A 22,889-nucleotide genomic window follows, 5' to 3' on the forward strand; every position below is an offset into this window, starting at 1 on the left:
CTCCACGCTAACCCCGCGCTCACGGGCGGGCGACCCGACCGGCCGCGTACTCCCTGCTCAGGCCCGGCTCACGCCCGGCTCACGCCCGGCGCGGTCCCGGTTCGCTCCGCGGCTCGCTCCGCGGATCCCGCCCCGGTTTCTCCACCGGTTTCCTCACCGGTTCACTCCCCGGTCCGGATGTGCTCGATCCGCACACATGCTCTATGTTGCAGAGGCAAAACACGGGGGCTCGGCATGGCGCACCTTCAGGAGCCGCGCCCTGGAGCGGTGGTAGGTGCTCGACGAGCCGGGACTGGGGCGACGGACGACAGATGGCACGGGACTACGACAGCCAGCTTCTGGAGTCGGTGGCGGTACGCCGCCGCAGGATGAGGGACGCCCTGCTCTTCGGCGCCCAGCGGGCGCGGCGCACGGCGGACGAACGGCTCGGCAAGCTCTTCGCCGGCATCGCCATCGCGGCCGTCCTGTGCGCGGGTTGCGTCGGCTGGTCCTTCGTCCAGCACACCCTCGCGAAGCAGAAGGCCGAGAAACAGCAGCAGCAACAGCAGGGCCAGCTGCAGCCGTACGGGCAGCCCGCGAAATCGCCGCAGCCGTCCGCTCCGGCGAGCCCGTCCGTGACGAAGTCCCCGAAGCCGCCGAAGAAGACGTCCCCGCCCACTCCCTCGCACACGGCCCCGTCGCCCAAGCCGGTGCAGTCGTAGAGGAAGAAGCAGCAGGCGTGCAGATCCGGGAGAGTTCACGGTCCGGCAGCGGCGCCCCGTCCCCCTTGGCCCGAAAGGTCGCAAACCCGCGATGATAGGTTCCCGCAAGTGGTGAGCACAGCAACGACTTCCCGGGCGCAACTGAGCCGGGTGACCCTGATCGGTGAGCGGCGCCGTGCCGACATGGTCCTGCCGTCCGACACCCCGATCGGCCAGCTGCTCCCGGACATACTCCAGCTGCTGGACGACCGGGCGGCGGCCCGGCCGCTGACCCGCCAGCTGATCGCGCCGGACGGCACCGCCCTGCCGCACGACAGCACGCTCGCGACGTCCGGCATAGCCGACGGCGCCGTCCTGCGCCTGGTCAGGAGCCATTCCGCACCGCCCGCCCCGGTGGTCCACGACGTCACCGACCTGGTCTCGGACGACCTCGACCTGCAGGCCTGGCGCTGGCGGCCCGCCGCCCGGCGGGGCAGCGCGGGCGTGGCGACCGTCGCCTTCACGGTGACCGCCGCGCTGCTCGCCCGGCAGGAGTTCGCCCTCGGGGCACTGGCCGGCGGCCTCGCCGTCGTCACGCTCGTCCTGATGGCGGCCGGTGCCCTCGTCTCGCGGATCGGCCAGGGCAACCGGGGCCTCGCGACGGCGCTCCTGCTCGCCTCCGGCGGCCTGGGCGTCCTCACCGCGTGGACCGCCGCCGACGCCCACGACTGGCCGGGCACGGCGCGGCTCGCGGCCGTCGCCGGTGCGCTCGTCCTGACGCTGGCCCTGCTGGGGCACTTCTCGCCGCTCGGCCGCGGCGGGCTCTTCGGAGCCGCGGCCACCGCCGTGATCACCGCCCTGTGGGAGGCCGTCGCCGCCGTCCAGGACGACCCGGCCCGGCTCGGTGCCGTCATGGCCCTCGTCTCCGTGGTGCTGCTCGGCCTGCTGCCGCGGCTCGCGCTGATGACCTCCGGGCTCACCGCCCTCGACGACCGCCGCTCCGGCGGCGCCTCGGTCAGCCGCCACGAGGTGGGCAACGCCCTCGCCGCCACGCACCGCGGGCTGGCCCTCGCCACGATCGTCACCGCGATCTCCGCGGCGGCCGCCGGCTGGCTGCTGACGCTCGCCGAGAAGCCCTCCGTGTGGACGGTCGCGCTGCCCTCGCTGGTCGCCGTCGTCCTGCTGTCGAGGGCGCGCGCCTTCCCGCTGGTGGCCGAGGTCGTGGCGCTGCTCGCCGCCGCGGCCCTGCTCGTCGTGCGCCTGGTGATGCTGTGGACCGGGCACGACGGGGGCGCCGGGCCGCTCGCCGTGCTGGTCGTGGCCGCGCTGCTGCCGCTGCTCGTCCTGGCGGTGCAGCCGCCGGACCACGTGCAGGTCCGGCTGCGGCGCACGGCCGACCTCATCGAGTCGGTGGGCATGGTGGGGCTCTTCCCGCTCGCCGTCGGGGTGTTCGGCGTGTACGGGCAGCTGCTCAACAAGTTCTGAGGAAGAGGGGCAGGGGCAGACATGCCGAACGCAGAGAACTGGCAGGGCGACGTCCTGCGCGACCTCCGGGGCGCGGCGCGGCCTCCGGCGCAGGGGCAGGGGCAGGCCGCGGGTCCCGCCGCGGCCCCCGCGCAGGGGCACCCGACCGCCGACCCGCAAGGCCCCGGCGCGGCGGCCCCGGCCGGGCACACCCCCGCCCAGCCCCCCGGCCACGGTCACCCCCAGGCCCCGGGCACCGAGCCGCAGGGCCCCGGCCCGGCGGGCCCCGGTGCGGGCACCGGCCCGCAGAACCCCGGCCCGGCAGGCACCGCGCCGCACGGCACCGGCGGGCACACCCCCGCACAGGACCCCGCGTACGGCCACCCCCAGCAGGGCCCCGGTGCGGGCACCGGCCCGCAGAACCCCGGCCCGGCAGGCACCGCGCCGCACGGCACCGGCGGGCACACCCCCGCCCAGGACCCCGCGTACGGCCACCCCCAGCAGCACCGGGCGCCGGGCGCCGCGGTGGCGGCGCCCGGGCCGCGGGGCGGCGTGCCGTCGCAGGGCCGCCCGTACCCCGAGGCGCCGGCGCAGCCCCAGCAGCCGCACCGCGCCGCGTACGCCCCCGCCGGGGCCGGGCGGCAGACCCGGACCCCCGACTCCAAGCCCGCCGTGGACCGGAAGCTCTCCGGCGCCGGCCGCAAGCCCCGGCACGGCGAGCCCTTCACCGCCCGCGCCCTGCGCGCCGTACGGAGAACCGTTTCCTCCTCGGCCGCCCGCGAGGTCGCCGAAGCCACCCGCGCCGCCGAGGTGCTCCAGCGGCCGGTGACCACCGGCCGCCAGATCGCCGTCACCTCCATCCGCGGCGGCGCCGGCAAGTCCACCGTCGCCGCCCTGCTCGGCACCACGTACGCGCACTACCGGCAGGACCCCGTCCTCTTCGTCGAGGCCGACCCGGCCCTCGGCTCCCTGCCGATCCGGCTCGGCGCCGAGAGCCTGCGCTGGACCACCGGCGACGTCGCAGACATCGTCGAGCCCCAGATGTCACTGCTCGACATCACCGGCTACCTCGTCCAGCTGCGCGACAACGCCTGGCTGCTGCCGGGCAGCCAGGGCCAGATCGGCGCGATGCTCGACACCCCCTCCTACGAACGGGCCATGGTCGCGCTGCGCCGCTACTTCGGCGTGACCGTCGTGGACTGCGAGACGCTCCCCGCCGAGGTCGCCCGCGTCGCCCTGTCCGCCTCCCAGGCCCGCGTCCTGGCCGCCCCCGCCACCCTGGACGGCGTCAGCAGCACCTACGCGGTCCTGCAGTGGATGCAGGGGCTCCCCCCGCACATGCTGGCCAGCACCTCCGTCGTCATCACCGAGCAGGCACCGCACTGCGGGCTCGACCTGGCCGACGCGGTCCGCACCCTGGAGGCGGCCGGGCCGAGCGTCCACGTCCTGCCGTACGACCGCCACCTCGCCGACGGCGGCCACATCCGTACCGAACTGCTCGCCCACGCGACCCGGCAGACCGCCGCCCGGCTCGCCGCGGACGTCTTCGAGCTCTCCCAGAAGCGCCACTGACGATGAGTACCCGACTGATCCACCGCCCGGCGCGGACCGTCAGGCCCCCGGCGCCGCCCGCCGCACGCACCATCGAGGCACCGCCCAACCTCCCCGAGGGGAAGGCGGGCAGCATCGCGATGTCGCTGCTGCCCGTGGCCGGCGTCATGTCGTCCGTCGTGATGATGACGGTGGTGCGCAACAGCCAGTTCGCCGCGCTCGGCGCGCTGATCCTCGTCGTCACCATCATCGGCTCGGTGGCACTGGTCTTCTCGCAGCGCGGCAAGGCCCAGCGCACCCGCCGCACCCAGCGCGAGGCCTACCTCGCCTACCTGGAGGACCTGCGCGAGGAGCTCTCCGCCGAGGAGCGCGACCGCGGCGAGCACGCCGACGTGCTCAACCCGCCCCCGCACGCCCTGTACGACATCGTCCGCGACCCGGCCCGACTGTGGGAGCGCCGCCGCACCGACGGCGACTTCCTGCGCGTGCGCGTCGGCACCGGCGAGATGCCGGTCCGGGACCTGCAGATCGGCCAGCAGGGCTCCACGGTCCTCACCCCGCCCGACCGGTTCATGCTGAACGAGGCCTCGGCCCTCACGGCCCGCTTCCGCAACGGCACCGAACTCCCGCTCACCGTGCCGCTGGACCGCATCGGCAACATCAGCGTCATCGGCCCCCGCGAGGACTGCCTGCGCGTCGCCCGCGCCCTGCTGGTGCAGGCCGCGGCCCTGCACGCCCCCGATGACGTGGCGATCGCGCTGGCCGTGCCCGGCGACCGGCTCCCGGACTGGGAGTGGGCCAAGTGGATGCCCCACCTCCTCGACACCGAGCAGCTCGACGGCCCCGTGGCCGCCCGCCGCATCGCCCCCTCCGCGGACCAGCTCGCCCGGCAGATCGGCCCCGAGCTGCGCCGCCGCGCCTCCTACGCGGCCGAGGTGCGCCGCGGACTGTCCGGCAAGGACGCCCTGTCCATGACGTCCCGGCTGCTCGTCGTGACCGACGGACACGGCGAGGACGCGGTCGAACTCCCCCGCCCCGACGACGCGGTCGGCCTGCGCGAGATGGGCGTCACCGTCCTGCACCTGCTCGAACAGCGCATCCAGGAACCCGGCCACGTCGGCGTGCGCATCACCGTCGACGGCGACCGGGTACTCATCGAGGACCTGCGCCAGGACGAGCCCATCAGCGCCCACGGCACCGTCGACGAGGTCGGCATCCCCTTCGCCGAGGGTTTCGCCCGGATGCTCGCCCCGCTGCGCCTGTCCGCCGAGTCCCTCGTCGACGCCCCGCTGTCCGGCCCCGTCGACTTCGCCGACCTGCTCGGCATCGACGACGTGGCCCGTCTGGACCTGGCGGGCCTGTGGGCCCCGCGCGGCGAACGCGCCTTCCTGCGCGTGCCCATCGGCATCAGCGACGCCCGCGAGCCGGTGCTGCTGGACCTCAAGGAGTCCTCCGAGCTGGGCATGGGCCCGCACGGCCTGTGCGTCGGCGCGACCGGTTCCGGCAAGTCCGAACTGCTGCGCACGCTCGTCCTCGCCCTGGTGGCCACGCACCCGCCGGAGGACCTCGCGCTGGTCCTCGTCGACTACAAGGGCGGTGCGACCTTCGCGCCGTTCGCCGACCTCCCGCACGTCGCCGGTGTCATCACCAACCTGGAGAACCAGGCCGGTCTCGTCGAGCGCGTCCACGCCTCGCTGGCCGGCGAGGTCAAGCGCCGCCAGCAGGTCCTCAAGGACGCCGGCAACGTCGCCGACATCGGTGACTACGCGGCGCTGCGCGCCGACCGCCGGCCCGACCTGGACCCGCTCCCGCACCTGTTCGTCGTCATCGACGAGTTCGGTGAACTCCTCACCGCCAAGCCCGACTTCATCGACCTGTTCCTGTCCATCGGCCGCATCGGCCGGTCCATCGGCGTCCACCTGCTGCTGTCGAGCCAGCGCATCGAGGGCGGCAAGCTCAAGGGCCTGGACACCTACCTCTCCTACCGGCTGGGCCTGCGCACCTTCTCCGCCGACGAGTCGCGCACCGTCCTGGACACCACCGACGCCTTCCACCTCCCGCCGCTGCCCGGCTTCGGCTACCTCAAGGTCGACACCAGCCACTACGAGCGCTTCAAGGCGAGCTACGTCTCCGGCGCCTACCGGGGGCCCGTGCAACGCGCCGAGGACGAGGACAGCGGCCCGCTCGCCCTGGAGTACGGGGCGTTCAACGCCCCGGCCGAGCAGGAGGGCGCGGGCGGCCCGGAGCCCTCGGCGCGGCGGCGCGAGACCGGTCCCACCGAGATGGGCGTCATCGTCGACCAGCTCCGGCACGCCGCCGGCCCGGTGCGCCGCATCTGGCTGCCCCCGCTGCCCGACGCGGTCTCCCTGGACACCGTCGCGGGCCCCCTCGACGTGGGCGTGCGCGGCATGCAGCTCGCCGGGCGCCGGGACCGGCTCGTGGTGCCGCTCGGCCTGCTCGACGACCCGACGAAGCAGTGGCAGGGCCGCTGGTACCTCGACCTCACCGTCGCGGGCGGGCACGCGGCCGTCATCGGCGGCCCGCAGTCGGGCAAGACCACCCTGCTGCGGACCCTGGTCCTCTCGCTCGCCCTGACCCACACCCCGCAGGAGGTCGGCGTCTACGGTCTCGACCTGGTCGGCGGCGGCCTCCAGACCCTGGCAGGCCTGCCGCACGTGGGCGGGATCGCCGGCCGCGCCGACCGCGAACGCGCGGCCCGCACCGTCGAAGAGGTCCGCACGATGCTCGCCCTGCGCGAGGACCTCTTCCGGGAGCACGGCATCGACTCCGTCGAGCAGCTGCGCACCCTGCACGCGGCCGGCCGGCTGCCGCAGCTGGCCTCCGCAGAGATCGTCCTGGTCATCGACGGGTTCGGCGCGCTGCGCGACGACTTCGAGGAGCTCGACGACGCCGTCGTCGACATCCTCAAGCGCGGCGGCGGCTACGGCATCCACGTGGTGGCGGGCATGCTCCGCTGGAACGACGTCCGCATCGCCGTCCAGTCGAACTTCGGCACCCGCGTCGAGCTGCGCCTCAACGACCCGAGCGAGTCCAGCATCGAGCGCAAGCTCGCCGAGACCCTCGCCCCCGACGAGCCGGGCCGGGTCCTGACCGACGGCAAACTGTTCGCGCAGGTGGCGCTGCCCCGCACGGACGGCCTCACCGACACCGCGGAGCTGGGCTCGGTGCTGGAGCGCACGGCCCGTACGATCCGCGCCACCTGGAGCGGCGACGCCGCCCAGCCGGTACGGGTGCTGCCGCACGTGCTGGAACCGCACCTGCTGCCCGGCCCGGTCGCCGAGCCGAAGCGGGTGCCGGTCGGCCTCGACCAGAGCGCGCTGGCGCCCGTACTGCTCGACCTGTTCCACCATGACCAGCACCTGCTGGTCATGGGGGACAGCGAGTGCGGCAAGACGAACCTGCTCAAGACCATCGCCCGCGGTCTCGTCGAGCGCTACGGCGAGGACGAGCTGGTCTTCGCGATCATGGACCCGCGGCGCAGCCTGCGCGGTGTGGTCCCGGAGGAGTTCAACGGCGGCTACGCCTACAACGCCAAGATGTGCGCCGGGCTGGCCGCGGGCATCGCCACCGAACTGGAACGGCGGATGCCCGACGACAGCGCCCCGCTGGAGGACCTGGAGCCGGGCAGCTGGGGCGGCGGGCCGCGGATCGTGGTCCTCGTCGACGACTACGACGTGCTGACCACCGCGGGCCAGTCGCCGCTGGCGCCGTTCGTCCCGTACATCCCGTCGGCGGCGGACATCGGCCTGCACTTCGTGCTGACCCGCCGCGTCGCGGGCGCCTCGCGCGGGATGTACGAGCCGCTGGTGCAGGGCCTGCGCGAATCGGGTGCCTCGGCGGTCGTCATGGCGGGCGACCGGAGCGAGGGCCAGCTGTTCCCGGGGGTGTACGCCGCCCAGCACCCCGCCGGCCGCGGCGTGCTCGTCCGCAGGGGCCAGTCGAACCGGCTGGTCCAGACCGTGTACACACCCGAGTGAAGGGCCGCAGGACCACATGACCAAGGACGTCGTCGCCCTGACCCGGCAGATGCCCGCCCCCGGGACAGTGCTCGCGGGCCTGCTCTCCGGCGGCCCCGACAAGCTGGTGGAGACGGCCGGCGAGGGGGCGGTCATCCAGCTGTGCGACGAGCAGGGGCGGCCGCTCGTCTCCGTCGAGGCACCGCTGCTCGTACAGGTCGAGGGGGAGGCGGAGCGGCTCCTCGGCGCCACCCCGCCGCGGGTGCCGTACTGGTGGACCGAGGCCCGCGCCACCACCGGCGTGCCCGAGGCCGAACGCCTCGCGGGCACCTTCGCGGCCCGCCTGGCCTCGCTGGCCGGGGGGAGCGCCTGGCCGCCGGAGCTGGCGCGGTCGGTGGCGGTGGTGCCGAGCGACGGGATCAGCGTGGCGCCGACGCCCGCCGCGGCGCAGCCCGCCGTCGACGTGCTGACCCCGAACGCCGCCGTGGTGATCATGGACCGGCCGGTCGTCGCGATGACGGCCTGGCTCTCCGACGCCTTCCGGGCCGCCGCCGCGGCCGAGCGGGGCCTGCAGATCGTGACCCCGCCCGGGACGGTGCTCTCCCCCGCGGTGCTGGCGAACATGCCGGAGTGGCCCTCGCGGTGGGTCGTCCGGGACCAGCGGGACGGGTACTACGACGGCCTCTCGGGTGCGGTGCTGCGCTGGCAGGAGGGCATGTTCGCCACGCTCGTGTCGCCGGACGCCACCGAGGAGGACCCGCGGACGCCGGTCGCCGCCACCTACAAGGAGGCGGTGAACACGCCCGAGCGGCAGCTGGCCCTCACCTTCCGCACGATCCACCCCGCGGACGACCGGCTGGTCCTCGGCGGGGCCCTGGAGACGGCCTGGCGCGAGCTGACGGGCGCCGCGCCGGCCGGTTGGGGCACGGCCGAGCCCGCCAACCTGCCCTGGTCGCCGGGCCGGCTGACGGACGTGGCCTTCGCGCGGGCCCCCGAGCCGACCTGGTTCGTGGTCGTCGGCGGTCCGGAGCGTCCCGGGCTCGCCACGGTGCGGGTCAGCCGTACGAAGGCGGGTGTCGAGGAGACCGTGACGATGGCGCTCGGCTACGGCGACGGGGAGGAGCCGCCGCTGGACGCCCTGCCGCGCGTGGCGGAGGCCCTCGTCACCCGGCACCGGCTGCAGTCGATGCTCGTACAGCTCCGCAAAGCCCGGCGTGACCTGCTGGTGCCGCCGCGCTTCGAGGGGCCGGGGGTTCCGCTGGCCTTCGTCCTGGGCGCGGAGGAGGTCCGCGGCATGCCGGACGACCGGGCCCGGCGCACTCCGCTGGCCGAGGCGCCGGTGCCCCTGGGGCCCAAGTCCCGTCCGGGCTACTACTACCCGCTGCCGGGCGATCCGTCGGACCTGGCGGGGTGGGCGGACTTCGAGCGGCTGACCCGGCATCTGAAGGGATCGTGAAGATGCCTGGCGGTTTGTCATGGGTAGGTCACAACTGTCTCGTTGCACGTTGCAGGTGCGATGTATGTTGATAGAACTGGTCATACTGGTGATCGATTGATCATCCGTGGAGAGTGCGGGGGAGTGTGGGATGAAGTTCGACATGGGGACTCAGGTTCTGACGAACCTGATGTCGGGGTCGCGTAACTCGAACACCGATCTGGGTTCGCTGATCAAGCAGCTGGTCGCCGCGGCGCAGCCGCTGGAGGGCAAGTTCCAGGGACAGGGCAAGGTCGCCTTCGACTCGTTCAAGCTGCGTGCGGACGACATCGCCAAGGAGCTCAACGCCTCGCTGGCGGCGATCCTGGGCGGCCAGTCGGGCATGGAGCAGGCGTTCGGGTCGGGTGACCAGGAGCAGGGCGAGAACGCCCGTCAGTCGCAGGGCGCGGCGAACTTCGACGCGGCCCGCTTCCGCGGCCGCTAGGACCGCCGCGGTTCCGGGTCTTCCTTTTTTCGAGTCTTCTTCTTCACGTTCACGGGGAGTGGGTTGTCATGGGTGCAGGTGGGACGGACCGTCGTGCGTACGACGTGGGCGCCTCGACGGAGGTGCAGGGCGGCATCAAGGGCGTGATCGGCCAGCTGGAGCAGGTCATCGCCGCGCGTGAGGCGCAGGTGTCCGCGGCGATGTCGGACTTCGCGGCGGACGGCGTGGCGGACGACTACCACGCCAAGGAGCTGCGCTGGAAGAACGCCTCGCAGGAGGTCAAGAACATCATCCAGCTGCTGAACACGACGCTGGAGAAGAACGACGCGACCGCGCGCCAGACGCTGCAGCGCGCGAAGGCCGCGGTCGACAACATCGGCTAGCAGGGTCGTTTCGGCGGGTCAGCGGGTCAGCGGGTCAGCGGGTCAGCGGGTCAGCAGGGAAGTCGGGTTCACGGGGGTGGGTCGTCCATGACGTCATGGGACATCAAGCCGCAGGGTGTGCAGGGTCAGTTGAAGACCGTCGGCGGGAACGCCGGCGAGCTGGAGAAGGCCCTGAACGCCCTGCTCACGGCCATGTCGGAAGCGGCGCAGGCCGCGGGGACGGCCGTGCCCGGCTCGCAGGCGGAAACGAAGCTGCAGGGCCCCGTGCCCGTGGGAGCACCGCCGCTGAGCCAGAAGGCGATGGGCCCGGTGGCCGCCGCGCTCGGCGAGTACCTGACCGCGCGCAAGCCGGAGTTCAAGTCGATGGCCGAGCGCATCGAGGCGTGCATCCTCGGCGCGGTGTCGGCGACGAACGAGTACCTCGAAGGCGACCTGGACCAGGCCAAGGCGGCCCAGGACGCGGCCAAGTCGGTGAACCTCGACATCCTGCGCGAGAAGACCGGGGGCAAGAAGTGAGCGGCAACGCACCGGTCGACCCGGCCGAGGTCCCCGTCTTCACGGGAGACCTGCCGACGCTGGACGCGAAGGTCAAGCTGATCTCCTCGGGCGGGGCCACGGTCTCGACGAAGGCCTCGGACGTCCACACCAGCTTCGGCGGGCTGCAGGCGTTCTACCAGGCACCGGAGGCCGACCAGCTGTTCGCGACGACCAAGCCGGTCTCGGACCTGGGCCTGAAGCTCAGCTCCGACATGTGCACGATCGCCGGCGCGCTCGGCACGTACTCGCGCGACGCGGCGCCCGTCATCAAGAAGCTGGAGAGCCTCAAAGCGGAAGCGGTGGCGTTCCGCGAGAAGACGGACAAGGACGACAAATGGCGTGAAGACGGCGACCTGATCGACGAGAACCTCGATCGCCGCAACAAGATCGCCGAAGTGTGGGCCGAGTTCCAGGAAGTGGAGCGCGCGGCCTACGCGAAGATCGTCGCCCTGGTCGGCGGGAAGCCGCTGCGGGTCAACGACGGCTCCAACGCCAAGGACATGTACGGCTACGACGCCGAGGCGATGAAGCAGTCCAAGTCCCTGCCCTGGGGCGACGCGGTGGAGGAGTCCATCCCGGCGTGGCAGATCTGGGAGCACGCCTGGGAGTTCGGCAAGGGCATCGTCGTCGACGGCATCTGGGGCACCCTCAAGGGCCTCGGCGGCCTCGTCGGCCTGCAGGGCTGGGACGTGTTCAAGCAGTCCTGGACGGGCCTCGCCAAGCTGGGCACCGGCCTGGCCATCTCGACGATCCCGGGCGTCGGCCCCCTCTTCCTCGCGGCACCGGACGACAAGCTGCCGTCGTGGCTGCGGGACTCCCGTACGGCGATGAAGGAGACCGGCAAGGCACTGCTCGCCTGGGACCAGTGGGGCTCGAACCCCTCCCGCGCGGCGGGAGCGGTCACCTTCAACGTCGTGACCACGATCTTCACCGGCGGCGCGGGCGGCGCCGCCTCCGGCGCGGGCAAGGCGGGCGCGGTCGCCAAGACCCTGTCGTTCGCGGGCAAGGCCGGGCACGTGATCGACCCGATGACGTACATCTTCAAGGGCGCGGGCGCGGGCTTCTCGAAGATCGGCGACGTGATGGCCGGTCTGCGGGGCATGGGCAAGCTCGAGATCCCGAACATCAACGTGGACGGCGTGGTCGCGCTCCCCGAGGGCGCCATCCACCTCCCGGACGGCGCGATCCACCTCCCGTCGGGCTCCGCGGTCCCCGACGGCGCGATCAAGCTCCCCGACGGCAACATCAAACTCCCCGAGGGCACGACGACCCTGCCCCCGGGCACGGTCAAGCTCCCGGTGGACGGCCCGCCGAAGTTCATGGACCTCGAAGGCAACATCTACAAGGCCGACGGCTCCCTCGACCAGAGCGGCGCCGCGGCCCGCCAGGAGCCGACCCCGGAGGCGGACTCGGGCGTACCGCGCACCGACGCCCCGAAGACGGACACCCCGTCCACCGCGAGGGTCCCGGAGCGCGAACTGGTCGGCGCCGGCGCCCGCGGCGGCGACAACGGCATCCGCCTCGGCAGCAACATCTCCGACCCGGTCCACGCCCTGGACAACGGCCCCCGCGGCGCCGACACCACCCCCGGCGGCCACGCGGGCGACCACACTCCGGGCGGCCACGCCCCGGACAACATGCCGCGCAACGACCTCAACAACCCGGGCGGCCCCCGCCCGGACTCCCCGACCCCGACGGGCGCCACCCACCCGGACGGCCCGTCCACGGCCGGCGCCCACGCCGACGGCCCGGGCTCCGGCGCCACCCACGCCGACGGCCCGGGCGGCACGGGCGGCACGCACCCGGTCGGCCCCGGCACGAACGGCCTCCCGGACGGTCCGGGCACCGGCGGCGTGGACGACGTGACCCGCGCCGGCGACGACGCCGCGCCTGCGAACCCCGCGACACCCCGAACCACGGTGGAGCGGCCCAGCTTCATGCGGGACGGCGACGACCCCTACGGACCCCCTGGGCAGCTCACCGACCTCCAGATCGAACAGATCCAGGCATATCGAGCAAATACCGAGCCCGGATATTTCGAAGAGTTCTACAAGAGCAATGGCAACCGGAAGAACCTGGACTTCAAGGACGAGAGCGGCATGACCCCGCCTCAGCTCACGAGGCTCGGCGACGACTCCCCCTGGATCCGGGCGAAGGACGCGCCTGCTCCCCCGAAGCCGCACTATCTCGACCCGAAATACGTGCACGAAGCGCCCGGCTCCGTGACGGACCCGGCCCGGCTCGCCGGTCTCAACAACGCGACGCGCAACCGGTTCTTCTCCGTCGTCGTGGACAAACTGAGCGAATTGTTCAAGCAGGAGGCGGACGCAGCTCACAAGCTTCACGGCACCGACGAAACCGCGCGCCACCTGGCAGAGGGCCGGGAATCGTACCGGCAGTACCACAAGTCAATGATCGAGGAGACGGGAGCGTACGGCGAGTACGTCGCGGAACACCACTACATCGCCGAACACCACGCCGGATCCACGAAGGAAGCCCTCGACGGCCCCAAGAACGGCAACGACCAGTTCGACCAGGTGTGGAAGACCCCGGACGGCAGGTACGTCGTGGTCGAAGCGAAGAGCAGCATAGACACCGACCTCGGCGCTCGAAATCTTCCGACCGGACGCAGGGTGTCCCAGGGATCTCAGGAATACTTCTTCGACATCATCCGCGAAATGCACAAGCGAGGTAAGAAGAACGATTCCGAGAGGATACTCGCGGAGGCGTTGGAAACGGCCTTCGACAATGGAACGCTCGAGTACGTCGTGGTCAAGGGTGACCGAAACGGCCTCCAGTACACTGGCTACCAGTACCAGCGCTTTGACATCAGCAAGAGGAGCCTCCGTTGACCGTCATCGTCGACCGGCATTTTTCACCGGGCGAAACGGAAGAGAAGTGGGCTGAATCTCTCGGCGAGAACCTGGCGCAGTCCATCGACAGGCTGGAGCAGCTCCCGCACTCGCTCGGACGCATCTTCGGCAAGTCGCTCCTGCATCTCCAGGCCCGATGCACGGTCGACCCCCGAGCGGCGAAGTTGGAAACCTGGGAGGCGGTGGTCAATACGCTTCAGCTGGGCGCCGCCGTCTTCGCGACCGCCGCGGGGGACCACGGGACCGTGCAGTGCCGCATCAACCGCAAGGTGCGCACGCTCCCGGCCACTGGTGCCGACGAAGGCTTCGCCGAACTCGGAACGTGGTTGACCACGTTCTGGCTCGCCGTGGTGTGCCGGGACCAGGACCGCCTCACCGAGCTGAGCCGATTCCCCCTCGACCGGATCGATTCCGGCGGATACGACGAGTTCGTTCGGCACTGGGTCGACACGCTGCAGACGTACTGGCTCCAGGGGCCCGGGCTCGTGGACAAGCTGACCCGTGCCGTCGAGATGTCGGCACCGGACGTCGCGGTGCAGACACCCCACGGTCTCCTGCAGGGGACACTCGCTCCGCCGATTCACCTCTTCTACCTCTTCATCACTCGGGACTCCGACGGTTTCAACGAGGCCTTGGTGAAGGCCCTGGAGCTGCACAAGGCGTACTGGACCGCCGACGAGGACCGGGCCGAGGACCCTGCCGGACACCTGGCGCTGGCCCCTCTGGCCGTCGCGTGCCTCGCCCTCGACGGAGGCATGCCGGTCGAGGTGGAATCGGGATACCTCCCCCACCACCTGCTCACCCGCGGCTGGGTGGGCGAGTTCCCCACGTAAGGCACGCATGACCGTGATCGTCCCCCGGCAGGACTATCCGAAGGACGACATGGCAGCGGTGGTGCCTGTCATGGAGCGTTCGGTGTCCTATGCGCTGGAGAAGTTCGAGACTTCGCACAACTCCAGGTCGGGCGCGGTCCGGGGTTCACTGAACGTCGCCCTCGTCCGCTCGGCCGTGGACCCCCGCGCGGCCCTGCGGGGGACCTGGGAGTCCTGGTACCTGGCCGCGCAGGTGCACTCGGCCGTCTTCACCGCCACCACCGCTCCCGACGGGGAGACCGTCGCCTGCACGATCCGCCGCGAAGAGCGCCGCCTGGCCACCACCGGGCCGCAGGCCTACCTCAACGCCAGCACGTGGATCAACGCCTTCTACCTCGCGATCATCTGCCGTGACGTAGCCGGCCTCAACATGCTGGCACGGATCCCGGTGTCCCTGCTGCGCGCCTTCGGCGGTCGCCTGGACGAGTACGCGTACGACTGGGTGGAGACCCTCCAGAGCTACTGGCTCCGCCGTGCCGACCTGGGCGCACACCTGGTGCGGGCCGTGAACCTGTGCGTTCCCGAGCAGGCCTCGACCCTTGACGGGGACGAGATGGCCAAGCTGTGCCGCCCGCCGATCATGATGCTCCACCGCTACCTGCGCGGTGACGCCGCCGGCTTCAACGAGTGCCTGGCCGACGCCCTGCGGCAGCACAAGGAGTACTGGACCGCCGACGAGGACCGGAAGGTGGTCATCCGCGGCGTCGTCGCCGTCGGACCGCTGGCGATCGCCTGCCTGGCCAAGGCCAACGGGATCCCGGTCGAGGTCGAGTCCGGTTACCTGCCCGCCGCCCTCCTCGACTTCGCCCGGCACGGCCAGTGCGAAGCGCAGCCGGGGCCGCACGCTTGAGGCCGGAGGGAGATCGCCGAGTTCATCGTCCCCAGGGGCGACGGCGACACCCTGATCGCCCTACTGCCCGTGCCGGCGTCGACCCGATCCGGTGGCACCGCCCTGCCCGTGTTCTGAGCCGTTGTCCGGGCTCACGCGCCGCCCTCAGACCCGGAAGGGGGGCTGCGGCCAGCGGTGGGGGCGGTGGGGGGCCCACCACCACAGGTCGCCCACGCCGACCAGGAGGGACTCCGCCGCCAGGTCGTCCCGGACGCCGGGGTCCACGCCGTCGGCCGCCGGGGAGGTACGGACCGCCTCCACCCCGGCGAGGTAGGCCGGTTCGTCGATCACGATCCGGTTCAGCGCGCCGGAGCGGTGGTCGCGGATCTCCAGGAAGCCGGGGCCGTTGCGGACGAGGCACTTGCCGAGGAAGAAGCCCTCGGCCCAGGCCGAGCGCAGATCCGCCGCGTCGGCCGGACCCTCGATCCCGGACGGCGGGTAGAGGTGGCTGAGGGTGAACGCCGACGGGCCGGACCGGGACGACCCGGCGCCCGGCAGCCGCACGCGCCAGTCGACCACGACGCCCCAGGCGGTCAGCTCCCGCACCAGGTCCAGGACCCGTACGGCGCAGAGCGGGTCGGCCGCGGCGGACAGGTCCAGCAGCGCGCTGAACTCGGCCCGGCGCACGCCCGTGCGGTACAGCTCGCGCGCGCTGCGCGCGGCGTCCGCGGCGGCGTCGGCGACGGCGACGCTGCCGAGGTGCATGCCGGGCAGGGTCCGCGCGTGGTCCCGGTAGTCCCGCCAGAGGTCGATCACCGGCTTGCGGACCGCGATCACGAGGCGTCCTCGTACGCCGGGCCGGGGGCCCGCGCGAAGTCCCGGGTCAGGTCCGGGGCGCAGCCGCCGAGCCGGGTCAGCTCCGCGTTGGTGCCCAGGGGCACCACGTGGACGTACCGGTCGGCGTCCTCGAAGAGGAGCCCGGCCTCGCCCCATTCCGCGAGCAGCTCGGCGACCCGGGCAGCGGAGACGCTGGCGTTGAAGCGGGCGCTGAGCCGGTGGGTCAGCGACTGCGCGCTCCGCGGGTCCTCCAGCAGGTGGAACGCTGCCACTTCGACCGGGTCCGTGATGCTCCGCGTCGTCCAGTCGAAGTCTTCCCGCCGGTTGGTCAGCACGATTCTCGATCCGATGTCGTAACGGGTGAGGCTGCTGTGCAGGTGCAGGTCGCGCCACCGCTCGACGGCGCCCGCGAGTTGCTTGGCCACGGTTTCGTCGATGCCGGCGTGCGGGGCGTCGAAGAGGTAGGCCAGGTCGTACAGCTCCGCCTCCGGCAGGTCGTACACGACCGCGTAGTGCGAGGCCGGCCGCAGCGGTGCGAAGCCCAGCTCCGGCCGGTCGAAGTAGGGGCTGAACCGCTCGATCTCGATGCGGGTGACGCCGTCCGGCGGGGTGAGGTGGGCGAGGGCGGGCAGCTGGCGGATCACCTCGGTGTAGTCGCGCTCCCGTTCGCCGGGGAAGCCGTAGAGGTAGTTCCACGTGGCCCACAGCCCGGCGGACTGGGCGTCCCGCAGGTGGCGGACGTTCTGGCAGCCGGTGACGCCCTTGTCCATCAGGCGCAGGACCCGGCTGCTGAGGCTCTCGATACCGGGCTGGACCTGGACGAGGCCGGCGTCGGCGAGGGTCTGCAGGTGGCGGTAGCGGAGGTTGGACTTGATCTCGTAGTGGAAGCGCAGGTCGTGGCCCCGCTCGATCAGGGCGGGCATCACGCTGCGCAGGTAGCCCATGTCGAGGATGTTGTCGACGACGAGGACGTCGAGCACCTGGTGGAGCCGGGTCTGTTCCAGGATCTCGTCGAGGAACGTCTCGGGGGCCTTGCTGCGGAAGGCCATCGACGATCCGTTGAGCCCGCAGAAGGTGCAGTGGTGCTTCTCGCCCCACCAGCAGCCGCGCGAGCCCTCCAGCACCAGCTTCGGCTCGATCCGGGAACGGGCCGCGGAGGTCTGCACCCGGGTGAAGTAGGGCCGGTAGTCCGGCTGCTTCAGCTCGCCCGGCGGGAGCGGCAGCCGGGTCATCTCGTTCGCCCGGTGCGCGCCGTCGGGACGGCGCCAGCACAGCCCGGGGACCGTCGCCGGCTCCACTTCGCCGCGGACCACGCCGAGCAGCGCGGGGAAGGCGCGCTCGCCCTCGCCGCGGACCACGTAGTCGACGGCGGGGAAGTTGCGGTGCAGGGCCGCGCCCTGCGGGCCGTCGCAGTTGGCGCCGCCGAGCACCGTGACGGTGCCCGGCGACAGCCTCTTGATCGCCGCGGCCGTGGCCAGGGCCGCCGTGTTCTGCTGGAACGTGGTGGTGAAACCGACCATGTCCGGCCGGGTGTCGGCGATCCGCACGGCCAGTTCCTCGACGAACCGCGCGGACGCCTCGTGGAGGGCCAGGGTCACGGCCCGCAGGTGCGGGCCGAGACCCTGCGCCATCCGCTCCTCGAACTCGCTTACCCGCCAGGCGGGAACGCCGTGGAGGGCGCTGGAGAACACCCAGTCCCCGTAGCCTTCGAAGTACGCGTGGCTGGCGAAGAACTCGTAGTCCTCGACACTCAGTCCGACCGCTTCCGCCGCCCAGTCGTAGAAGTCCAGGTTGGCGTTCACCGTCTCCACGTCCGCCCGGTGGGAGCGGCCGACGGAATGCAGGATCCCCAGCGCGAGGGACGGCGTGTCCAATGAGGCCCACGGCATGTTCACCAGAGTCACACGCATGTGCGGAGCAGCCCTCCGGCCTTTCTCAGAGTCCTTCCACCGCAAGGGTCCTGCGCACGCCGATGACGTCCGTGCCGGATCTCTTGCCCGCGGCCATCGCGCGTGGGTCGCTGACGATGGTGGTCTTCTTCACGATGGATCGCCGTCCGTTTCCGTGGTCAGTGGAGCGGTTGCAGAACCGGAACTCTAGACAGCGTCACTACCGGATTCCTTCCGGTCACTCTGCGTGCAACCAGGGCGAGGATCGCATCGAGTCGGTGGGCCGGGGCGGGCGTGCCGATGCAGGCGGCCAGTTCGGCGAGTTCCAGTCGCAGCACCTGTCCCGCGGCCCGGTCCTCCGCGTCCAGTGCCCGGCAGAGCAGCTCGACGGCGGAGAGCAGGACGTGGTGGACCGGTTCCGCGCCCAGCAGCCGGATCGACTGTGCCAGCCGGTCGACGGCCCGGTCGATGTGGCCGTCGGCGAGCTCCAGCGAGGCCAGTACGTAGAAGAGCTCACCCATCCCGAACTCCAGGTTCATGTCCCGCAGGACGGCGTGCCCCTCCTCGATGAACCGGCGCGCGGACGGATCGCGCAGCTCCAGCAGGCTCAGGCCGAGGGTGAGGCCGCTGAACGCCTCGTAGGGGCGGTCGCCCAGCTCGTGGAAGGCGGCGAGGGCGGTCTCCGCCTTCTCCCTCGCCTCCTGAAGCTCCCCGCGGTGGCGCAGTACGACGGCCCAGTGGCGCAGTGCCAGCGCTTCCTCGCGCCGGTTGCCGGCCAGCCGGGCGAGCCGGACCCCCTCCTGGAAGGCCGTCGAGGACAGGTCCCAGCGCCCCTGCTCGTAACGGATCGTGCCCAGTTCCCGGGCGGCGAGGGCCTGCGCGAGCCGGCCGGAGCAGTCCTCGGCCAGCTCCGCGGCCCGCGTCACCTCGGTGAGGGCGTGTCCCAGGCGGCCCAGCGCCCGCAGTGCCCCGGCACGGATCACCAGGCACTCGCTGCGCGGGGCGGCGGCGCCCAGCTCCTCGAAGACGGCGGCCGCCCGGTCGACGAGTTCCAGGCCGGCCTCGGGGTCCCTGCGGATGCACCGCAGGTTGGCCAGCCGCAGGGACATCACGCCGACGCCGAGGGCGTCGCCGTCGGCCTCGGCCGCCGCCAGGGCGAGCCGGTGGCCGGCCTCCCAGTCGTCGTAGAGGTGGCGCAGCTCCAGGAAGTCGGTCGTGCTGTCGGCCAGTTCCCACGCGGTCCGGCCGAAGCCGTTGGAGCAGGCCATCGCGACCGCGGACGCCAGTGCGGGGCGCTCGGCCTCGAACCAGAGGTAGGGGTCCTCGACGATGTAGTCGACGTCGGAGCGGTCGAAGCCGTCGTAGCGTTCCGTCGCGCCCCGCGCCGCGGCCGGCCATTCCTGGGAGCGCTCACCGGAGATGCGCCGCGCCGCCGTGGTGGACAGGGTGAGCCACCCGTCCAGCACCCGGGCGAGCGCCTCGCGGCACTGCGCCTGCGAGTACTCGGCCTGCGCCCGCTCCTTGGCGTACAGGCGGACCAGGTTGTGGTAGCGGTAGCGGGTCTGTCCGGCGACGTCGCACCCGATGACGTCGAGGAGCTGGGTGCTGACGAGTTCCTCGATCAGGTCCTCGGCCTCGTCGATGCTGATGCGCAGCAACGGTGCCAGTAACCAGGACGCGAAGTCCGGTGCGTCGATCAGGCCCAACAGGCAGAACGCCTCGCGTTCGCGCGGCCCCAGCTCCTGGTAGCCGGTCGCGAGCGTCGCCCGCACCTCCAGGTCGCCGGAGACCAGGACGTCCAGCCGCCGCCGCTCGTCGGCGAGGCGCCGGGCGAAGCGGGTGATGCCGCCCTGGGAGTGCTGGGCGAGCCGCGCGGCCGCGATCCGTACGGCGAGGGGCAGGTAGCCGCACAGCCGGGCGATCTCCGCGGTGGTCGCCTCGTCGCCGAGCACGCGGTGGCGTCCCGCGATCCGTTCGATGAGCGCCCCGGACTCCTCCGCGTCGAACACGTCGAGGTCGACGTGGGTGGCGGACTCCAGGCCGCTGAGCCGGGGCCGGCTGGTGATGAGGACCACGCAGCCGGGTGAGCCGGGGAGGAGCGGTCTGACCTGCGCCTCGCTGACGGCGTCGTCGAGCAGGATGAGCATGCGGGAGGAGGCGGTCCGGCTGCGGAAGAGTTCGCTGCACTCCTCCAGCCCGTCGGGGATGCCCTCCTCGCCGACGCCGAGCGCGCGCAGGAAGCGTTTGAGCGCCACCAGGGGGTCCAGCGGCCGGGTGTCGGCCGTGCGCAGGCGTATGTACAGCTGCCCGTCGGGGAACTGCTCGGCGACGCGCCGGGCGGCCTGCACCGCGAGGGTGGACTTGCCGACCCCGCCCTTGCCCGAGAGGGCGACGAGGGCCAGGGACTCCTTGTCCCCCGTCATCAGCGTCTCGCGGATGCGGGCGACCTGGTCGGCGCGTCCGGTGAAGTCGGCTATGGAGGGCGGCAGCTGTGCCGGTACGACCGGGACGATCGGCGACCAGACGCGCTCGGGCGCCTCGTCGGGCGTCTTGCGGGGCAGGTCGAGGCCGGGGCCGCCGACCAGGATCGCCTCGTGGAGGCGCTGGAGGTCGCCGCCCGGCTCCAGGCCGAGTTCCTCGGCCATGAGGGTGCGCCCGGCCTGGTAGACGGCGAGGGCGTCGGCCACCCGGCCGCAGCGGTAGAGCGCCAGCATCAGCTGGCCGCGCAGCCGCTCCCGCAGCGGGTGCTCCCCCACCAGCGCCTTGAGTTCGCTGACGAGTTCGCCGTGCCGGCCCAGGGCCAGTTCCGCCTCGATGCGTTCCATGAGGACGCCGATCCGCCGCTCCTCCAGCGCCGGCGACTCGGTCCGGATCAGCTCTTCCGTACCGTCGGCCAGTGGCTCCCCCCGCCACTGGGCGAGCCCGGCACAGTACGCCTCCAGGGCGTCGAGCCGGCGGTCCTCGGCCAGTGCCGCCCTCGCGTCGGCGACGGCCCGGTCGAAGGTCCGCAGGTCGAAGCGGTGCTCGCCGAGCTGCAGGCGGTAGCCGTTGCCCGAGCGGATGATCAGCTCGGGGCCCAGCTCGCCGCGCAGCTGGGACACGCACTTCTGGATCTGGGCCACGGCCGTCGGTGGTGGCGATTCCCCCCACAGGATCGCGACGAGTCGTTCCACCGGGACGACGTGTTCGGAGCGGAGCAGCAACGCGGCGAGCACCGATCTGGTCTTGCGCCCGTGCAGTCTGACTGCGAGTCCGTCACGCCATGCCGTGATCGGCCCGAGAACACGGAACTCGAATGTCACTCAGCTCCCTCCTGGCCCCGTCCGCCTTGGGCGGCAACGGGACACCGCCCCCCACCTGTTGACCTGCGTTTGTGGACGATACCGCACGGTCGGAAGCCCGGCGGAAGCCAACCGGTAGCGGTGAGTGAAAAGCTCATTACATCCCGGACGCCGACGGAAGCTGCAGTTCAAATGACCAGAAATGCGGACACCGAAGGTGCGGCTACGGACACCGCCGGCATCGCGCCGGCAAGCGACCTCACCGGCCCGGAAGCCACGGGGTGGGCGGTCCCGCACGCAGCGGGGGCCCTCAGCGACGGCGCGTTCTTCGCCGGCCGCCACGCGGCCGGGCCGTTCTCCGACGGCGCTTGCGCGGATGTGCAGGCGGTCTCCCGTCCGTGACCCAGCCGGCATGCCCTCCGGCATGCCCGTGCCATTCAACTTTGGAGGATCAGCGTGCACGATGCCTATGACGTTCTCTGCGTCGGATACGGACCAGCGAACGTCGCCGTCGCCGTCGCGTTCGAGGAGCTGTGGCCGCAGGCCCGGGTGAAGTTCATCGAGCGGGAGCCCGGCCCCTACTGGCAGCGCGCCATGCTCCTGGACGGCTCCGACATCCAGAACAACCCGCTGCGCGACCTGGTGACCCCGCGCAACCCGCGCAGCCGCTACACCTTCACCAACTTCCTGCACGAGCAGGGCCGGCTCTTCAAGCACCTCAACCTGCCCTCCCACTACCCGCTGCGCAAGGAGTACGCGCGCTACGTCCAGTGGGTCGCCCAGAACGTGCGGGCGGACGTGGACTACGGCCGTGAGGTCACCGGCATCGACGTGACCGCGACCGGCGACGGCCCGCTCGTCGAGGTCAGCACCGCCGACGGCACCACCTACCGCGGACGCTCCGTCGTGGTGGCTCCCGGCCGCACCCCGAACGTCCCCGAGGTCTTCGCCGGCGTGCCGGCCCCGCACCTCTTCCACACCTCCCAGTTCCTGCCCAACATCGCCGACCTGGACCGGGACTTCGACGGCACGCTCGCCGTCGTGGGCGCCAGCCAGAGCGCGGTCGAGGTGGTGCTCGACCTGATCGGGCGCTTCCCCGCCGCCCGCATCGTCAACGTGATGACCGGCTTCGGCTACCGGCTCAAGGACACCAGCCCCTTCTCCGAGGAGGTCTACTTCCCGGAGTTCGTCGAGTACTACTTCCACGCCTCGGAGGAGGGCAAGAAGCGGCTGCGCGACCAGCTGCGGCCCACCAACTACTCCGCCGCCGACGCGGACGTGGTCAGCGCCCTCTACATGCGCATGTACGAGGACGAGCTCGACGGCCGCGAGCGCATACGCCTGTGCACCAACCGCCGTGTCGAGGCCGCGGAGCGCACCCCCGAGGGCGTGGCGCTGGACCTCACCGAGCACATCACCGGTGAGCGCGAGCGCATCCACGCCGACCGCGTCGTCCTCGCCACCGGCTACCTCGACCTGGGGATCACCGGCCGGACGGAGCAGCTGCCGCCGCTGCTCAAGGACCTGACGCAGGTGCTCGGCGTGACGGACGGCCGGCCGCTGTCCGTCGGCTACGACTACGGCGTGGTCCCCCACCCGGCCTTCGAGGGCGAGGTCCCGCCGATCTTCGTCAACGGGCTGTGCGAGTCCACGCACGGGCTCGGCGACGCGGGCTCGTTCAGCCTGCTGGCGCTGCGCTCCCAGGCCATCGTCGAAAGCCTTGAGCGGCGCCTGGTCGCCGAGCAGGGCGCTGCCGACCTGGTCGCCGCCCGGGCGTCCGGTTCCGAGATCTGAGAG

Annotated in this window: 15 protein-coding genes; 12 read left to right on the forward strand and 3 right to left on the reverse strand. The window is 72.2% G+C overall.

Annotated elements, in window-relative coordinates; all coding sequences use genetic code 11:
• Positions 1–311 precede the first annotated feature (311 nt).
• From AC2RP6_RS18895 to AC2RP6_RS18945, 11 genes are all read left to right on the forward strand, one after another.
• Positions 312–701, forward strand: coding sequence for a hypothetical protein (locus AC2RP6_RS18895; protein WP_486447254.1), 390 nt, complete (start codon positions 312–314; stop codon positions 699–701).
• A 108-nt stretch (positions 702–809) separates the two neighbouring features.
• Positions 810–2,165, forward strand: a complete 1,356-nt coding sequence (gene eccD, locus AC2RP6_RS18900) for a type VII secretion integral membrane protein EccD (protein ID WP_486447255.1) — start codon at positions 810–812, stop codon at positions 2,163–2,165.
• 651 nt (positions 2,166–2,816) lie between these two features.
• Entirely contained in the window at positions 2,817–3,716 is a 900-nt protein-coding gene (locus AC2RP6_RS18905; RefSeq protein ID WP_486450377.1) for a MinD/ParA family ATP-binding protein, read from the forward strand.
• Positions 3,717–3,718: 2 nt separating this feature from the next.
• Positions 3,719–7,693: a type VII secretion protein EccCa gene (gene eccCa / locus AC2RP6_RS18910; protein WP_486447256.1), complete on the forward strand. Its 3,975-nt coding sequence runs from the start codon at positions 3,719–3,721 to the stop codon at positions 7,691–7,693.
• 16 nt (positions 7,694–7,709) lie between these two features.
• On the forward strand, positions 7,710–9,128 hold the full coding sequence (locus AC2RP6_RS18915) for a DUF6177 family protein (RefSeq protein ID WP_486447257.1): 1,419 nt from the start codon (positions 7,710–7,712) through the stop codon (positions 9,126–9,128).
• A gap of 130 nt (positions 9,129–9,258) precedes the next feature.
• Positions 9,259–9,591 (forward strand): hypothetical protein, encoded by a 333-nt coding sequence (locus AC2RP6_RS18920; protein ID WP_486447258.1) that lies wholly within the window; start codon positions 9,259–9,261, stop codon positions 9,589–9,591.
• Positions 9,592–9,659: 68 nt separating this feature from the next.
• On the forward strand, positions 9,660–9,974 hold the full coding sequence (locus AC2RP6_RS18925) for a pore-forming ESAT-6 family protein (RefSeq protein WP_486447259.1): 315 nt from the start codon (positions 9,660–9,662) through the stop codon (positions 9,972–9,974).
• Positions 9,975–10,061: 87 nt separating this feature from the next.
• Positions 10,062–10,490 (forward strand): DUF6507 family protein, encoded by a 429-nt coding sequence (locus AC2RP6_RS18930; protein ID WP_486447260.1) that lies wholly within the window; start codon positions 10,062–10,064, stop codon positions 10,488–10,490.
• Positions 10,487–13,363, forward strand: a complete 2,877-nt coding sequence (locus AC2RP6_RS18935; RefSeq protein WP_486447261.1) for a hypothetical protein — start codon at positions 10,487–10,489, stop codon at positions 13,361–13,363. The genes AC2RP6_RS18930 and AC2RP6_RS18935 overlap by 4 nt, the downstream gene beginning before the upstream one ends.
• Positions 13,360–14,217: an immunity 49 family protein gene (locus AC2RP6_RS18940; RefSeq protein ID WP_486447262.1), complete on the forward strand. Its 858-nt coding sequence runs from the start codon at positions 13,360–13,362 to the stop codon at positions 14,215–14,217. The genes AC2RP6_RS18935 and AC2RP6_RS18940 overlap by 4 nt, the downstream gene beginning before the upstream one ends.
• A gap of 7 nt (positions 14,218–14,224) precedes the next feature.
• Positions 14,225–15,106 carry an immunity 49 family protein gene (locus tag AC2RP6_RS18945; protein ID WP_486447263.1) on the forward strand — a complete coding sequence of 294 codons (882 nt, stop codon included), beginning with the start codon at positions 14,225–14,227 and terminating at the stop codon, positions 15,104–15,106.
• Positions 15,107–15,250: 144 nt separating this feature from the next.
• Here AC2RP6_RS18945 and AC2RP6_RS18950 read toward each other — a convergent pair whose 3' ends face one another.
• The 3 genes from AC2RP6_RS18950 to AC2RP6_RS18960 all read right to left on the reverse strand — a co-directional run bounded on the left by AC2RP6_RS18950 (position 15,251) and on the right by AC2RP6_RS18960 (position 21,113).
• Positions 15,251–15,922: a DUF5825 family protein gene (locus AC2RP6_RS18950; protein ID WP_486447264.1), complete on the reverse strand. Its 672-nt coding sequence runs from the start codon at positions 15,920–15,922 to the stop codon at positions 15,251–15,253.
• Positions 15,919–17,832: a RiPP maturation radical SAM C-methyltransferase gene (locus AC2RP6_RS18955; RefSeq protein ID WP_486447265.1), complete on the reverse strand. Its 1,914-nt coding sequence runs from the start codon at positions 17,830–17,832 to the stop codon at positions 15,919–15,921. The genes AC2RP6_RS18950 and AC2RP6_RS18955 overlap by 4 nt, the downstream gene beginning before the upstream one ends.
• A gap of 158 nt (positions 17,833–17,990) precedes the next feature.
• A complete protein-coding gene (locus AC2RP6_RS18960) occupies positions 17,991–21,113 on the reverse strand; it encodes an AfsR/SARP family transcriptional regulator (protein WP_486447266.1) in 3,123 nt (1,040 codons plus the stop codon).
• Positions 21,114–21,548: 435 nt separating this feature from the next.
• Here AC2RP6_RS18960 and AC2RP6_RS18965 point away from each other — a divergent pair, with 435 nt between their 5' ends.
• On the forward strand, positions 21,549–22,886 hold the full coding sequence (locus AC2RP6_RS18965) for a lysine N(6)-hydroxylase/L-ornithine N(5)-oxygenase family protein (protein WP_486447267.1): 1,338 nt from the start codon (positions 21,549–21,551) through the stop codon (positions 22,884–22,886).
• The last annotated feature ends 3 nt before the right edge of the window (positions 22,887–22,889 follow it).

The organism is Streptomyces sp. WAC03905 (assembly GCF_057371075.1).

Bases quoted from the DNA above. Each gene is read 5' to 3' on its own strand.
- AC2RP6_RS18895 (WP_486447254.1), top strand. From the start codon at position 312: ATGGCACGGGACTACGACAGCCAGCTTCTGGAGTCGGTGGCGGTACGC.
- eccCa (WP_486447256.1), top strand. From the start codon at position 3,719: ATGAGTACCCGACTGATCCACCGCCCGGCGCGGACCGTCAGGCCCCCG.
- AC2RP6_RS18915 (WP_486447257.1), top strand. From the start codon at position 7,710: ATGACCAAGGACGTCGTCGCCCTGACCCGGCAGATGCCCGCCCCCGGG.
- AC2RP6_RS18920 (WP_486447258.1), top strand. From the start codon at position 9,259: ATGAAGTTCGACATGGGGACTCAGGTTCTGACGAACCTGATGTCGGGG.
- AC2RP6_RS18925 (WP_486447259.1), top strand. From the start codon at position 9,660: ATGGGTGCAGGTGGGACGGACCGTCGTGCGTACGACGTGGGCGCCTCG.
- AC2RP6_RS18930 (WP_486447260.1), top strand. From the start codon at position 10,062: ATGACGTCATGGGACATCAAGCCGCAGGGTGTGCAGGGTCAGTTGAAG.
- AC2RP6_RS18945 (WP_486447263.1), top strand. From the start codon at position 14,225: ATGACCGTGATCGTCCCCCGGCAGGACTATCCGAAGGACGACATGGCA.
- AC2RP6_RS18955 (WP_486447265.1), bottom strand. From the start codon at position 17,832: ATGCGTGTGACTCTGGTGAACATGCCGTGGGCCTCATTGGACACGCCG.